The organism is Roseiterribacter gracilis, assembly GCA_018332375.1.
Lineage (GTDB): Bacteria > Pseudomonadota > Alphaproteobacteria > BOG-932 > Roseiterribacteraceae > Roseiterribacter > Roseiterribacter gracilis.
On sequence record BOPV01000001.1, the window covers coordinates 1,461,967 to 1,476,044 of the forward strand.

Genomic DNA, 14,078 nt, shown 5'->3' on the forward strand with positions numbered 1-14,078 from the left:
ACAAGTTCGCAACGGCGAGATCGTCCTCGAAGAGAGACGCTGATAGTCTGCACGGGTCCACAGCGGAGAACCCGATGCACGACGTGGCAGCAAACATGCCTTCCGGCTCGCGCGCGCGAGTCAGCTGGTACGGAAAAACCAGCGAGCTCTACGCACTGCTCGCGACCAACATCCTCTTCAAGATCCTGACGCTCGGCGTTTTCACCTTCTGGGCGCGCACGCGCAAACGCCGCTATTTCTGGAGTCACGTCGAGTTTCTCGGCGACCGGTTCGAATATCACGGCCGCGGCATCGAGCTGTTTCTCGGCATGCTGTTCGTCGCCGCTGCGGTATTGCTGCCGCTTGCGATTGCGAGCAGCCTGCTGACCTTGGCGCTGCCCGACGAGCTGAAAGCCATCGTCCAGGTTTTCTATTTCATCGCGCTGGGATTTCTCACCGGCGCCGGCGTGTTCCGCGCGATCCGCTATCGCTTGACGCGCAGCGCGTGGCGCGGCTTGCGCTTCGGCCTCGAAGGACGCGCCGGTCGGTTCGGCCGCGACTATCTCTTCCGCACCTTCCTGATGCTGATCACCCTGTCGCTGCACCGGCCGTGGTTCGACGCTTGGTATTACCGCACGCTACTGACCAGCACGCGCTACGGTGACCAGCACACCGAAAGCCGGCCCGAGGGCGGCGAATTGTTCGGCACCTATCTTGTCTGCTGGCTGTTGATGGTGCCGACCTTGGGCCTGTCGATGGCCGCCTATCGCGTTGCGTTCTTGCGCCATCTGGTTGCGCGCACGACGCTGGCCGGATTGACCGTGTCGTTCGACGCGACCGCGCGCGATCTGATTTTCTTGCGCGTCGGCAATTTCCTTATCGTCGGCGCCGTGCTGCTGGTTGCGCTCGGCGCATCGATCACCTGGACCACGCCGCTGATGATCGGCAGCACGCTGTCAGCCGACAACAAAAGCGTGGCCATCGGCCTCATCTTCCTCGTGTTCGGCGCGATTGCGGTCACCACCGTCCTTCCGCTGTTGTGGCAGCGCCGGATGCGGTTCTTCTGCACGCATTTCGTGTTCGGCGGCGCGCTTGCCGTCGATCACATTCGCGCAACCACGTCCGACGCTCCGCAAGTCGGCGAAGGGCTTGAAGCAGCGTTCGACTTCGACGCGGTCGGATGAGCTGGAGCGGCGTTTACGCGGACGGCATCTCACCGCGCCTGCAGCAGCTCGACGTCGAGGCAGATTTCGACGGGTTGCAGTTGCGCGGCGAAGCCACGCGCGAACATTGGCGCTGGTCCGACATCTTGGCGGTGGTGCCGCTCGCCAGCGGCGAGCCGGTGCGGCTTGGCCATCGCGCCTCGGCCGCGCGTTTGCGCATCGACGATCCGACTGCTGCAGTCGCACTGCTTGCGCATGCGCCGAGCCTGCAGCGCGCGCATCGCGTACGTTCGGTCGGCCGCCGTTTCAGCAAAGGAATCTGGATCCGGTTCGGGTTGGCGACGGCGGCGCTCGTCTTTGTGATCGCGATCGGGCCGGACATGATTGCCGGGCTGATGCCGCAATCCTGGGCCGCGCGCATCGGCGACGAGACGTTGCGCGTCCTGGCGCCCGAGTCCAAACGCTGCACCGACGAGGCGGCGTTGCGCGTGGCGCGCGATCTCGCTGCACGCCTGGCGCCGACGCAGACCATCCGGCTGGAGATCGCATCGCTCGGCCAGCCGAACGCGGTCGCGTTGCCAGGCGGGCGCATTATGCTCAGCCGCGAAATGGTCGCTTTCGCACGCACGCCGCAGGAAATCGCGTTTGTGCTGGCGCACGAACTGGCACATGAGCAGCACAATGATCCGCTGACCGGCTTCGTGCGCGTCAGCGGCATGCAGGTCCTGTCACGGGTGATGACGGGCGGCAGCGGAATGCTTGGCAATGCAGGCGTGGTCGCAGCCAACGCACCAATGTCGCGCCGCGTCGAAGCACGCGCCGACAGCGACGGCATGCGCATGCTCGAAGCAGCCAACATCCGACACAACGAAATCGATTCATTCTGGCGCCGCATGGAGGCGCAGACCGGCGCGTCGAATGGATACCTGGCCAGCCATCCGTCGACAGCGGCACGCGCGCGCGCCGCTACGACGGACAGCCAGGACGGTGAACCGCCGCTCGACGCGGCGGCCTGGGACGCGCTGAAGAAAGGCTGCCGCTAGACAGTCCGCGCCAGCGCTCCATCGATCAACGAAACGGTTTCGGCAACGCCGTAGAGCTTGATGAACGAGCCCATGCGCGGCCCGTCGCTTTGGCCCAGCAGCACTTCGTACTGCGCCTTGAACCAGTCGCGCAGGCTCGCGAATGCGTGGTGCTTGCCGATCTCGAACACCGCCGTCTGGATCGTATCGACGTCGGTGGCGGGATCCATCGTGCGCAGTGCGGCGCGCAATTCTTCCAGCGCGGCACGTTCGAGATCGGTCGGCAGGCGATGCTGTTTCGTCGGCCGCACGAAGTCCTGGTAGTACGCAACCGCGTAGCCCGCGAGACGATCGAGCGATGGATTGTTCGCCGGCGTTGCGCCCGCGACGTAGCGGCTGATGAAACCCCACAGCACGTCTTTGTGCTCGGCATTCACCACGCCGGCCAGGTTCAGCAGAATGTTGAAGCTGATGCCCGACTCGGCTTGCGGCGGCTTGCCGTGGTGGATGTGCCAGGACGGATTCTCGATCCGCTGCGCCGGTTCTTCGGTGCTGAATTTCTCGAGATGCGTCAGGTAGTCGTCGACCGCGCGCGGGATCACATCGAAGTAGAGCTTCTTTGCGCTCTTCGGCTTTTGAAACATGAACAGCGCCAGGCTTTCGGGCGGCGCGTAGCGCAGCCACTCTTCGACCGTCAGGCCGTTGCCTTTCGACTTCGAGATCTTCTGTCCCTTTTCGTCGAGGAACAGCTCGTACGTGAAGCCCTCGGGCGCGCGTCCGCCGATCAGCTTCACGATCTTCGACGCCAGCTCGACGGACGAGATCAGATCTTTGCCGCTCATCTCGTAATCGACGCCGAGTGCTGCCCAGCGCATTGCCCAATCGGGCTTCCATTGCACTTTGACGTGACCGCCGGTGATCGGCACTTGCTGTTTGGTGCCGTCCTCGTCCTCGAACACGATCGTGTAGTCGGACTTGCGCTCGATCGGCACTTGCAACACGCGGCCGGTCGACGGGCTGACCGGCAGGAACGGGCTGTAGGTCGCCTGTCGCTCTTCGCCCAAGGTCGGCAGCATCAAGGCCATGACGTCGTCATACGCGTCGAACAGACGCTTCAACGTCGAATCAAAACGCCCCGACTTGTACCAGTCGGTCGCCGACTGGAATTCATATTCAAAGCCGAACGAATCGAGGAAGGCGCGGAGCCGCGCATTATTGTGCGCACCAAAACTGTCATGCGTGCCGAAGGGATCCGGCACTTGCGTCAGCGGCTTGCCCAGATGCGGGCGAATGACGTCGGCGTTGGGGACGTTGTCGGGAACCTTGCGCAGCCCGTCCATGTCGTCCGAGAAGCAGAATAGCCGCGTCGGAACGTCGCTGATGCTCTCAAAGGCGCGGCGGACCATGGTCGTGCGGACGACCTCACCGAACGTGCCGAGATGCGGCAGGCCGGACGGACCGTAGCCAGTTTCGAACAGCACATACCCTTTCGCAGGGGGCGCCTGCTCGAACCGCGCGGCCAGTTTACGCGCTTCTTCGAACGGCCAGGCACGTCCCGCCTGGGTCAGCGCGCGCAACGCTTCGTCCATGATCTCTCCTCGATGGGGCGCCAAACCCGGCGCCCGCCCTATCCCTTGGGGGGCGATGGGTACGGGCGGGCCCGGCTTCCGTCAACGGAAGGAAGCGTTTTCCGACCATTGAGCCTGTGCATTCGCTAGGGCATGAAGGCTTTGAATGCTGGGGGCCTGCACGCTCAACGATTTGCGCGAGTTCGTGGAATCCATTCCGGACTGCGCCTTCGTTGTCATCAATCAGGAAGGACGCTTCGTCTACGAGACGCTGAATCTGCTCCATGCCGAGCGGATCGGCATGACCGTCGACGAGGTTTCCGGGCGTACCGCCTATGAGCTGATGGAGCGCGAAGCAGCCGACGCGCTGGAGGCGCAGTATCGCGCCTGCTTCGAACGCGGCGCGCGGCTCGAATACGAACAGTTGATGACGATCCGGGGACAGACGCTGTTCTGGCGTACGTCGCTGGCGCCGCTGCGCGACAAGTCGGGCAAGATCACGCGGCTGATCGGCGTCTCGGCCGACATCACGCGCGCCCATGCAAGCCGCATCGCGTTGGAAGCCTCCGAAGGCCGCTTCCGCACCATTCTTGAAAGCGCGTCGGCCGGCATTGTGATCGTCGACGCCGACACGACGCGCATCCAGCTCGCCAATCCTGCCGCCGAGACCTTGTTCGGCGCCGGCGAAGGCGGCCTGGACGGGCTGACCTATTTCGACCTGCTCGATTCCAACAGCCGCGCCGGCGCGGCCGCACTCAACGAAGCGCATCTCGGCGGCAGCGCTGCGGTGTTTCGCGGCGAGCGTCGCTTTCAGCGTCTCGACGGCAGTTCGTTCTGGGGCGAGGTCAACGGCGCACCCGGCACCGACCCGTCGAGCGGCCGCCGTTTGTGGATCGCGGTGCTGCAGGATCTGACCGCGGTGCGCCGCGCCGAACAGCGCTTGCTCGACGCGATCGATTCATCGGTCGACGGTTTCGCGCTGTATGGCGCCGACGAACGTCTGGTCGTCTGCAACACGCCCTATGCCGAGCTGTTCGACGCGACGCCGGAAGCGCTTGCAGGAACGCTGTATCAAAACCTTCTACGTCGCGGCGCAACCAAACGCGTCGCCGCTGGCATTTTGCGCGCCGACCAGGTCGAGCCCTACGTCAATATCGGCGTCGCCAATTTCCGCGTCGCCGATGGCAGCGCGATCGAATTCCAGGCCACCGACGGCCGCTGGCTGATGATGCGCCAACGGCGCACGCAAGAAGGCGGCACCGTCGTCACGCGCGCCGACATCACCGAACCAAAGCGTCTGGCGCAGGATCTCGAACAGGCGCGCCGTCTTGCCGAGCACGCTCGCGCGCTCGCTGAGCAGGCCAGTCGTGCCAAATCCGATTTCCTCGCTGCGATGAGCCACGAGCTGCGTACGCCGCTGAACGCGATCATCGGCTTCGGCGAAATCATGCAGCAGCAGATGTTCGGCCCGCTCGGCGATCCGCACTATGCCGACTATGTCGGCGACGTGCTGGCCAGCGCGCGGCATTTGCTGGAACTGATCAACGAGCTGCTCGACCTGGCCAAAATCGAAGCCGGCAAGATGGTGCTCGATGAGGGCCCCGTCGACTTCGCCTATGTGATGAAAAGCGCGGTGCGCCTGTTGCAGGCCCGCGCCGCGCGCAAAGAACTGACCCTGGTCGCGGCGCATGCACGCGCGCCGCAATTGTTCGCCGACGAACGCGCCTTGAAGCAGATGCTGCTAAACCTGCTGACCAACGCGATCAAGTTCACGCGCGAAGGCGGCCGGATCGCAATCGAATGCGACGTCAACGACGAATGGATCACGATCAGCGTCATCGATGACGGGATCGGCATCCCCGCGAACGAACTGTCGGGCATTCTCGACCCATTTTCACAGGCGTCGAATGCATGGGCGACCGGCGAGATCGGCACCGGCCTCGGCCTGTCGATCGTCAAAGGCCTGGCCGAGCTGCATGGCGGCACCTTCAATCTGACCAGCGAAGTCGGCAAAGGCACGCGCGCCAATATTCTTCTGCCCGCGCGGCGCCTGGTCGCGCCGCCGGTGCACGCGGACGAGTGATACCGGGCTACACTCCCGCCCGACTCGTTCAGCCCTAGATTGGTTCCTTGTTGTGAGCACGCTTCCCTACCCCGCGTTGGCGGTCGGTGCGACGCGCGCGGCCTGGTTGGCGCGCGACGGGGAACTTGTGACTCTGACCTTGGACGAAGCGGCCAAGCTGGCGCAGCGCGAACCGCCCTTGGTGGTGCATCGCAACTTCGTTGCACGGCGCCTCGGCCTCGATCGTCTGCAGGCGCTGGATCTGCTGGAACTGTATGCTTTCATCCATCCGGCGAAATTCTGTCTGCCGACGCCGCGCGGTCTGGCGCGCGCGCTGGATCTGACGCCGCCGGGCGATCTCGAAGACGAAGCCGCGATTCTTCCCAAGCTGGTCGGTGCGCTGCTCGACGATGCGATCGAAGGCAAGATCGATCAAAAGTCCGATCCGGTCGAAATCGCGCAGGCGTTGCTCGAAGTGCGTTGGCCGTGGGCAGCACCGATCCTGTCGGCGCTGGGTGCGCCGCTGACGCCGCCGCGCACGCGCAACGGACTGTCGGTGTGGAGCCGCCTGCCCGAATGGCGCGAAGAAGCACCGCCCGATCCGCCCGGCACCGAACCGGTCGATCCCGCTGATGCGCGTCGCCGCCTTGCCGAACTGACCGGCGTCAACGCCGAGCCACGTCCAAGCCAGGCCGACTATGCCAGTGCCGTGTCGCTCGCCTTCGCACCGCGCGAAGATCACGGCGTACCGATTGCTGTGCTCGCCGAAGCCGGCACCGGCGTCGGCAAAACGCTCGGCTATCTGGCACCCGCAACCTTGTGGGCTGAGAAGAACGGCGCGCCGGTCTGGATCTCGACCTACACGCGCAACCTGCAACATCAGATCGATACTGAAGCGGCGCGGCGTTGGCCCGATCCGATCGAACGCGCCAAGAAAGTCGTGCTGCGCAAAGGGCGCGAGAATTATCTCTGCCTGCTGAACTACGACGACGCGCTGCGCGGTGCTGCGGCAACGCCCGCGACGTTGCCCGCGCTGGGTCTGATCGCGCGCTGGATTGCAGCGACGCGCGACGGCGATCTTGGCGGCGACTTGCCGGGCTGGCTGGTCGATCTGTTGGGCCGCGTGCGCATCTCGTCGCTAGCCGACAAACGCGGCGAATGCGTCTACGGCGCGTGCGAACATCACAAACGCTGCTTCGTCGAACGCAGCGTGCGTGCGGCGCGCGAAGCCGATCTGGTCGTCGCCAACCACGCGCTGGTGATGGTGCGTGCAGCGCGCGGCGACGAAGCCGATCTTCCCAGCCGCTACGTGTTCGACGAAGGCCATCATATTTTCGACGCGGCGGATTCAGCGTTCGCGGCGCATCTGACCGGACTTGAAACCAGCGAGCTGCGGCGCTGGCTGATCGGCGCCGAAGCAGCGCGGTCGAGCCGCGCGCGCGGCATCAAGCGCCGCATCGAAGACCTGGTCCGCGAAGATGAAGACGCGAAAGCCGCGATCGACGCGATCGGCCGCGCTGCGCAGGCGCTGCCGGGCGAAGGCTGGCCGACCCGCATCGGCGGTGACGGTGCCAAAGGTGCTGCGGAACTGTTTCTCGCTGCGGTGCGCCGGCAGGTCTATGCGCGCGCCGAAGGATCGGACGGTCCCTACAGTATCGAATGCGATGTGGCGCCCGCTGCCGACGACGTGCGCGAACACGCAGCCAATCTGCGTGCCGCGCTCGACGCGCTGGCGACACCGATGCGCGATCTCGCCAAACGGCTGCGCGCGCGGCTGGAAGAAGAAGGCGAATATTTCGAAGCCGACACGCGCACCCGCATGGATGCGATGGCGCGCGCGCTGGAACGGCGCGAACAGGAACAGCTTACCGCGTGGCGCGCGATGCTGGCTGAGCTTGGCAAAGGAGCGCCCGACGGTCTGGTCGATTGGTTCGGCGTCGAACGCATCGACGGGCGCGATTTCGATTGCGGGTGGTACCGGCATTTCACCGATCCGACTGCACCCTTCATGGCCAGCCTGGCGCCGTCGGCACACGGCTTCGTCGTGACCTCAGCGACGCTGACCGACGGCAGCAGCGACGAGATGGAAGATTGGCGCGCCGCCGAACAGCGCACCGGCGTCGGACGTTTGTTGGTGCCGGCGGTGCGCGCCCGCGTGCCGTCGCCGTTCGACTACGCCAAACAAACGCGCGTCTTTGTCGTTAACGACGTGCGCAAGGACGATCTCGATCAAGTCGCTGCCGCGTATCGGGCGCTGTTTCTTGCAGCGGGCGGCGGCGCGTTGGGCCTGTTTACCGCGGTTGCTCGCTTGAAAGCAGTTCATGCGCGCATCGCGCCCGCGATCGAAGCGGCTGGTCTGCCGATCCTGGCGCAACATGTCGATCAGATGGACGTGCAGACTTTGATCGAGATTTTCCGCGGTGAAGGCGATGCGTGCCTGCTGGGCACCGACGCGGTGCGCGACGGCGTCGACGTGCCCGGCCGCGCATTGCGGCTGATCGTGTTCGACCGCGTGCCATGGCCGCGCCCCGACCTGCTGCACAAGGCGCGGCGCGCTGCCTTCGGCAACAAGGCGTGGGACGACCGGCTGACGCGGCTGCGGCTGCGCCAGGCCTTCGGCCGGCTGGTGCGGCGCGCCGACGATCACGGCGTCTTTGTTTTGCTGGATCCGATGCTGCCGAGCCGCCTGGCCCCGGCCTTTCCGCCTGGCGTCGACGTCGTCCGCTGCGGCCTGGCCGAAGCGGTGGCCGCCACGCGAGACTTCCTCGAACCCCCGGCGCGGTGTACGGACGCGGCATGAAACCAGGTTCCGAAGCGCATTGGTTCGGCGACAAGCCGGTCGACCCTACTGAGAAAGCCGGTCTGGTGCGGGGCGTCTTCGACCGCGTCGCATCACGCTACGACCTGATGAACGATCTGATGTCGGGCGGCGTGCACCGTTTGTGGAAGCACGAATTCCTGACGAGTATCTCTCCTCGCCCTGACGAGGAGCTGCTCGATGTCGGCGGCGGCACCGGCGACATCGCCTTCGGTTGGCGCAAACGCGGCGGCGGTCCAGCCGTTTTGTGCGACATCAACGCGGCGATGTTGTCGGTCGGTCGCGATCGCGGCATCGATCACGGTTTGGTGCGCGGCCTGACCTGGGTGAATGGCGACGCCGAGAAGCTGCCGTTCCACGACGCACGCTTCGACGTCTTCACCATCGCCTTCTGCCTGCGCAACGTCACCGACATCGACGCGGCGTTGCGCGAAGCCGCGCGCGTGTTGAAGCCGGGCGGACGGTTCTTCTGTCTCGAATTTTCCAAAGTCGTCGTGCCGCCGCTGGCGCGCGCCTACGACGCCTGGTCGCGCTTTGTCATTCCGCGCATCGGCGCCGTCGTCGCCAAGGATCGCGAGAGTTACGAATATCTGGTCGAAAGCATCCGCCGCTTCCCCGACCAGGAAACGCTGTGCGCGCGCATCGAAGCAGCGGGCCTGCGCCACGCACGCGTGCGCAACCTGTCGGGCGGCATCGCCGCAATCCACAGCGCGGAGCGCGCATGAAACGCATCCTGCTCGTGATCAGCGGCGGCATTGCCGCCTACAAAGTGTTGGAGCTGATCCGGCGCGGGCGCGAGCGCGGCTATTCCTTTCGCACCATTCTGACCAAAGGCGGCGAGCAGTTCGTAACGCCGCTGTCGGTGTCGTCGCTGACCGAAGAAAAAGTCTATAGCGAGCTGTGGTCGCTGACCGACGAAGCCGAGATGGGCCATATTCGTCTGTCGCGCGAAGCCGATCTGATCGTGGTCGCGCCTGCCTCGGCCAATCTGCTGGCCAAGATGGCGAACGGCATGGCCGACGATCTGGCATCGACCGCGCTGCTCGCGGCCGACAAACCGATCCTGATCGCGCCCGCGATGAACCACCGTATGTGGTCGAACCCGGCGACGCAGGAAAACCTCGCAAAACTCGCTGCGCGCGGCGTGCATCGTGTCGGACCGACCGACGGCGCGATGGCGTGCAACGAATTCGGGACCGGCCGCATGGCCGAACCCGAGGCCATCCTCGCTGCGATCGAGCAACTGTCCGGCGCCAGCAACAAACTCGCGGGCAAGCGCGCGCTGGTTACCAGCGGCCCCACCTATGAAGCGCTCGATCCGGTGCGCTTTCTCGGCAACCGGTCGTCGGGCAAGCAAGGCCACGCAATTGCACGCGCGTTGTCGCTGCTCGGCGCCGACACGGTGCTGGTGACGGGGCCGACGCACGAGCCGGATCCTGTCGGCGTGAAAATCGTACGCGTCGAAAGCGCCGCTGAAATGCTGACCGCGTGTCAGGCTTCGCTGCCGGTCGATGTCGCAGTCTTCGCCGCAGCGGTGGCCGATTGGACGCCGGCGCAGGTCGCGACCGCCAAGCGCAAAAAGAATGGCGGTGCGCCGCCGTCGATTGAGCTGGTTGAGACCACCGACATTCTCGCGACCGTGTCCAAAGCAGGAAACACGCGGCCGCGACTCGTCGTCGGCTTTGCGGCTGAGACAGAAAACCTCGTCGCCAACGCGCAGGCCAAACTTGCGCGCAAAGGCTGCGATTGGATCGTCGCGAATCTGGTTGGTGGCAACACCGGCACATTCGGCGGCGACAGCAACGAAGTCGCGCTCGTCACTGCGCGCGACGTCGAAACCTGGACGCGCGCGACCAAAGACATGGTCGCGACGCAATTGGCGGCCCGCATCGCGGACACGCTGTCGAAATAACTGCGAGACGAAATGACCGACGCGATCGAAATTGAAGTCGTGCGCCTGCCCCATGCGCGCGATTTGCCGCTGCCTGCCTATGCGACGGAACTTGCCGCCGGCATGGACCTGATGGCCGCGATCGACGCGCCGATGACCTTGGAACCGGGCAAGCACGCAATGGTGCCAACCGGACTTTCCTTTGCGATTCCGCCAGGTTTTGAAGTTCAGGTGCGGCCGCGTTCGGGATTGGCCGCAAAGCACGGCGTCACGGTGTTGAACAGTCCCGGCACAATCGACGCCGATTATCGCGGTGAGGTGAAGGTCATTTTGATCAATCTCGGCGACCAACCGCTGGTGATCGAACCCGGCATGCGGATCGCGCAAATGGTCGTTGCGCCTGTTACACGCGCGACCTGGCGAGAAAGTGAACGATTGCAGGAAACTACTCGGGGCCTCGGTGGTTTTGGATCGACAGGAGTGCACTTTCAGACTGGTTGAAGCCGCATGCGTCTATCCAAAAAACTGATGTTCGCCATCGAGGCCGTTCTCGATATCGCCTACAACGCCGGCCCACAGCCGGTGCAGTCGGGCGAGATCAACGATCGGCAGGGCATCCCTCGACGCTATCTCGAACCGGTTCTGCAGCAATTGGTACGCGCCGGAATTCTGGAAGGCGTCCGTGGTCCACGCGGTGGGTACCGCCTGGCCCGTGAACGACGGCGGATTACGCTGGCCGACATCGCGCAAGCGGTGAAGACCACCGAAGCCGTTTCTGACCCATTTGACCTGCCCGCCGGCTCGGCTCTTGGCCAGCGCGTGGTGCGGCCGGTCTGCATGGAACTCGCCGACAACTGGATGCAGCAGCTCGACTCGATTTCGATCGAAGATCTCTGCAACCGGGCCCGCGAACTGGGCGTCGACAGCGAAACCCGCGAGAAGGCGGACTTCGCGATTTAACGACGACTGCGACCAGGGCCGTCCGAAAGGCGAGACGGCCCTGCCCCGCGGCGTGTAGAACGTTGTTGTTCCACATGCTGTTCGAGGGATTGGTATGGTCGCACCGGCGGGGGATGGAGTTCAGGCCCAAGGTTCAAGCAACGGGCACGCGCGGGGCCGGGTCTACGATTCGATCACCGAGACGGTCGGCGGCACGCCGCTGGTGCGTCTGCACAAGATCGAAGCCAAGTACGCGCTGAAAGCGTCGGTGCTGGCGAAACTCGAATTCTTCAATCCATTGGCCAGCGTCAAAGACCGTATTGGTCTGGCGATGATCGAAGCGGCCGAACGCGAAGGCCGTTTGAAACCCGGCTCGGTCGTGGTCGAGCCGACCTCGGGCAATACCGGCATCGCGCTCGCCTTCGTCTGCGCCGCCAAAGGCTATCGCCTGATTTTGACGATGCCGGATTCGATGTCGCTGGAACGGCGCAAGATGCTGTTGCTGCTCGGCGCCGAAACCGAATTGACGCCGGCTGCAAGCGGCATGCGCGGTGCAATTGCGCGCGCCGAAGAAATCTTGAAAGAACATCCCGGCGCGTTCATGCCGCAGCAATTCGAAAACGCGGCCAATCCCGACGTGCATGTGCGCACGACGGCGGAAGAATTGTGGAACGACACCAACGGCCAACTCGACGCGCTGATCTCGGGCGTCGGCACGGGCGGCACCTTGACCGGCGTTGCGCGCGTCTGGAAACAGCGCCGTCCCGGTTTCCGCGTCATTGCGGTCGAACCCGAAGACAGTCCGGTCTTGTCGGGCGGTACGCCCGGCCCGCACAAAATTCAGGGCATCGGCGCCGGCTTCGTGCCGAAGAATCTCGATCAGTCGTTGGTCGATGAAGTCGTCACGGTCGCCAACGCAACCGCGTTCGAAACTGCGCGCATGATCGCGCGCACCGAAGGCATCCCGGTCGGCATTTCGTCGGGCGCTGCAATCGCTGCTGCGATCGAAGTCGGTCAACGCGACGACATGAAAGGCAAGTCGATCGCGGTCGTGCTACCGAGCTTCGCCGAGCGTTATCTGTCGACGGCTTTGTTCGACGGTCTCGAATGACCGCGCCTGCGGATCCAGGTGTAGGCCCGATCGTCCCCGACGATCGTCCGCGGTGGGCGCAACTCTTCTGCGCCTATCTCGAATTTTACGGCACTGAGATTCCGCCTTCGACCTACGAAGCGACGTGGGCGCGGTTGATGGCGCCGGACGGCACGATCCGCGGCCTTGGCGTGCGCGATGCCGCCGGCCAGTTGGTTGCGATTTCGCATTATCTGTTTCACCCGACCAGTTCGAGCGACCGGCCGGTCTGCTACATGCAGGATCTCTTCACTGATCCTGCTGCGCGCGGCAAAGGCTGCGCGCGTGCACTGATCAACGGCGTCGCCGAAGCGGCGCGGTCGCGCAACGCGGTGCGCGTCTACTGGCTGACCCAAGAAGACAACAAGACCGCCCGCGCGCTGTACGAGAAGCTCGCCAAGTTCAGCGGCTTCGTTCGCTACGATATTCGTCTCTGACTGCATGTCCCCTCTCCCTGAGGGAGAGGGTTAGGGTGAGGGTTCCTGGTTCAGCGCCGCCGCAATGGCGACAAGCACGCCGTCCAGGTTCTGCATCACCTCATTGTTCCAAAAACGAAGCACGCGCCAACCCTGCGCTTCCATATACGCAGTGCGAGTCGCGTCATAAGCAGCCGCGTCGGCGTGCTGCGATCCGTCCAGCTCGACGACAAGTTTCGCTTCGACACAGGCGAAGTCCGCAAAATACGGACCGATCGGCAGCTGGCGGCGAAACTTGCAACCGGCCAGCGCGCGATTGCGCATACGCCGCCAGAGCGAGCGTTCGACGTCGGTTGCAACGCGCCGTAGCGCACGCGCCCGTTCCGATGGACGCAAAAACCCTCACCCTCCCACGCGCTGCGCGCGCGGGCCCCTCCCTCTCCCTCGGGGAGAGGGACTTCTCAATGCGATCCCGCGAGCTTCGCGATCACCGGTAGGCCCCAACCGGCGAAGGCCGAGACGCTGAGTGCGATGCCGGCCAACGCGCCTGCACCTGCAACCAGCAACAGCCAGCGTCGCTGCGTCAACGCAACCACTGCCAGCACAGCCAGCGAGATCGACAGAAACGCGTCGGCGAGATCGAACCGTTCGTGGCGCGCATGCAGCGCCTCGGTCTTGTGTTCGAACGCTTCGGCCTTGCTCTTCAACTCGCCCAACTCGCCTTCATAGCGCTTGGCGCGTTCGCCGGTCTTGGCGACTTCCTTGTCGTACTCGGTCGCGGTGTCGCCGTTCAGCAGCGAGCGCAGCGCTTTGCTTTGCACCAGCATCGCCTGATCGACATGGAGACGGATGCGTTTGGCCTGGTACTCGTTCCAGGCATCCACCGAATCCGTCTTCGCGGTCAGCATCGCCTGCACCGTCTGGTCGGACTTGACCTTGGTGACGGCAAGAAACGCCGACAGCAATGCGACCGTGACTGCAATCAGGTTGAAAAAGCCACGTTCGTGCGACGGCACGTGATGCGGCTCGGGCATTTCGATTTCGCCGGGCTCGGCCATTTCCGCGGGTCCTGCAGATTCGTTGTTCCGGCC

General features: G+C 64.5%; 13 protein-coding genes. 10 read left to right on the forward strand and 3 right to left on the reverse strand.

Annotated features, from left to right (window positions below):
• Positions 1-74: 74 nt before the first annotated feature.
• A complete protein-coding gene (locus TMPK1_RS07255; protein ID WP_420242294.1) occupies positions 75-1,163 on the forward strand; it encodes a YjgN family protein in 1,089 nt (362 codons plus the stop codon).
• Positions 1,160-2,185: a M48 family metallopeptidase gene (locus tag TMPK1_RS07260; protein ID WP_420242295.1), complete on the forward strand. Its 1,026-nt coding sequence runs from the start codon at positions 1,160-1,162 to the stop codon at positions 2,183-2,185. Before TMPK1_RS07255 ends, TMPK1_RS07260 begins: the two co-directional genes overlap by 4 nt.
• Here the strand turns inward: TMPK1_RS07260 and TMPK1_RS07265 are convergent.
• A complete protein-coding gene (locus TMPK1_RS07265; RefSeq protein ID WP_420242296.1) occupies positions 2,182-3,753 on the reverse strand; it encodes a lysine--tRNA ligase in 1,572 nt (523 codons plus the stop codon). The genes TMPK1_RS07260 and TMPK1_RS07265 overlap by 4 nt on opposite strands.
• 145 nt (positions 3,754-3,898) lie before the next feature.
• On the opposite strand from TMPK1_RS07265, the gene TMPK1_RS07270 reads away from it, so the two are divergent.
• From TMPK1_RS07270 to TMPK1_RS07305, 8 genes are all read left to right on the forward strand, one after another.
• Complete coding sequence (locus tag TMPK1_RS07270; protein WP_420242297.1) at positions 3,899-5,815, forward strand: PAS domain-containing sensor histidine kinase; 1,917 nt, start codon at positions 3,899-3,901, stop codon at positions 5,813-5,815.
• A 52-nt stretch (positions 5,816-5,867) separates the two neighbouring features.
• The gene (locus tag TMPK1_RS07275; RefSeq protein WP_420242298.1) at positions 5,868-8,594 is read left to right on the forward strand and encodes an ATP-dependent DNA helicase; all 2,727 of its coding nucleotides are present in this window, start codon (positions 5,868-5,870) and stop codon (positions 8,592-8,594) included.
• On the forward strand, positions 8,591-9,337 hold the full coding sequence (locus TMPK1_RS07280) for a class I SAM-dependent methyltransferase (protein ID WP_420242299.1): 747 nt from the start codon (positions 8,591-8,593) through the stop codon (positions 9,335-9,337). The genes TMPK1_RS07275 and TMPK1_RS07280 overlap by 4 nt, the downstream gene beginning before the upstream one ends.
• A complete protein-coding gene (gene coaBC / locus TMPK1_RS07285; protein ID WP_420242300.1) occupies positions 9,334-10,524 on the forward strand; it encodes a bifunctional phosphopantothenoylcysteine decarboxylase/phosphopantothenate--cysteine ligase CoaBC in 1,191 nt (396 codons plus the stop codon). The genes TMPK1_RS07280 and coaBC overlap by 4 nt, the downstream gene beginning before the upstream one ends.
• A gap of 12 nt (positions 10,525-10,536) precedes the next feature.
• On the forward strand, positions 10,537-11,004 hold the full coding sequence (gene dut / locus TMPK1_RS07290) for a dUTP diphosphatase (RefSeq protein ID WP_420242301.1): 468 nt from the start codon (positions 10,537-10,539) through the stop codon (positions 11,002-11,004).
• Between the two features lie 6 nt (positions 11,005-11,010).
• Positions 11,011-11,463, forward strand: coding sequence for an RrF2 family transcriptional regulator (locus TMPK1_RS07295; RefSeq protein ID WP_420242302.1), 453 nt, complete (start codon positions 11,011-11,013; stop codon positions 11,461-11,463).
• A gap of 94 nt (positions 11,464-11,557) precedes the next feature.
• Positions 11,558-12,553 (forward strand): cysteine synthase A, encoded by a 996-nt coding sequence (cysK, locus tag TMPK1_RS07300; RefSeq protein ID WP_420242303.1) that lies wholly within the window; start codon positions 11,558-11,560, stop codon positions 12,551-12,553.
• Entirely contained in the window at positions 12,550-13,008 is a 459-nt protein-coding gene (locus TMPK1_RS07305) for a GNAT family N-acetyltransferase (RefSeq protein ID WP_420242304.1), read from the forward strand. The genes cysK and TMPK1_RS07305 overlap by 4 nt, the downstream gene beginning before the upstream one ends.
• 30 nt (positions 13,009-13,038) lie before the next feature.
• On the opposite strand, the gene TMPK1_RS07310 is transcribed toward TMPK1_RS07305, so the two are convergent.
• On the reverse strand, positions 13,039-13,383 hold the full coding sequence (locus TMPK1_RS07310) for an endonuclease domain-containing protein (protein WP_420242305.1): 345 nt from the start codon (positions 13,381-13,383) through the stop codon (positions 13,039-13,041).
• A gap of 65 nt (positions 13,384-13,448) precedes the next feature.
• Positions 13,449-14,045, reverse strand: a complete 597-nt coding sequence (locus TMPK1_RS07315; protein WP_420242306.1) for a DUF4337 domain-containing protein — start codon at positions 14,043-14,045, stop codon at positions 13,449-13,451.
• Positions 14,046-14,078 lie beyond the last annotated feature (33 nt).

What these genes read in the sequence shown, in the direction of transcription:
- TMPK1_RS07265 (WP_420242296.1), bottom strand. Translation starts at nt 3,753, where the DNA reads ATGGACGAAGCGTTGCGCGCGCTGACCCAGGCGGGACGTGCCTGGCCG.
- cysK (WP_420242303.1), top strand. Translation starts at nt 11,558, where the DNA reads ATGGTCGCACCGGCGGGGGATGGAGTTCAGGCCCAAGGTTCAAGCAAC.
- TMPK1_RS07295 (WP_420242302.1), top strand. Translation starts at nt 11,011, where the DNA reads ATGCGTCTATCCAAAAAACTGATGTTCGCCATCGAGGCCGTTCTCGAT.
- TMPK1_RS07255 (WP_420242294.1), top strand. Translation starts at nt 75, where the DNA reads ATGCACGACGTGGCAGCAAACATGCCTTCCGGCTCGCGCGCGCGAGTC.
- dut (WP_420242301.1), top strand. Translation starts at nt 10,537, where the DNA reads ATGACCGACGCGATCGAAATTGAAGTCGTGCGCCTGCCCCATGCGCGC.
- TMPK1_RS07305 (WP_420242304.1), top strand. Translation starts at nt 12,550, where the DNA reads ATGACCGCGCCTGCGGATCCAGGTGTAGGCCCGATCGTCCCCGACGAT.
- TMPK1_RS07270 (WP_420242297.1), top strand. Translation starts at nt 3,899, where the DNA reads ATGCTGGGGGCCTGCACGCTCAACGATTTGCGCGAGTTCGTGGAATCC.
- coaBC (WP_420242300.1), top strand. Translation starts at nt 9,334, where the DNA reads ATGAAACGCATCCTGCTCGTGATCAGCGGCGGCATTGCCGCCTACAAA.
- TMPK1_RS07260 (WP_420242295.1), top strand. Translation starts at nt 1,160, where the DNA reads ATGAGCTGGAGCGGCGTTTACGCGGACGGCATCTCACCGCGCCTGCAG.
- TMPK1_RS07280 (WP_420242299.1), top strand. Translation starts at nt 8,591, where the DNA reads ATGAAACCAGGTTCCGAAGCGCATTGGTTCGGCGACAAGCCGGTCGAC.
- TMPK1_RS07315 (WP_420242306.1), bottom strand. Translation starts at nt 14,045, where the DNA reads ATGGCCGAGCCCGGCGAAATCGAAATGCCCGAGCCGCATCACGTGCCG.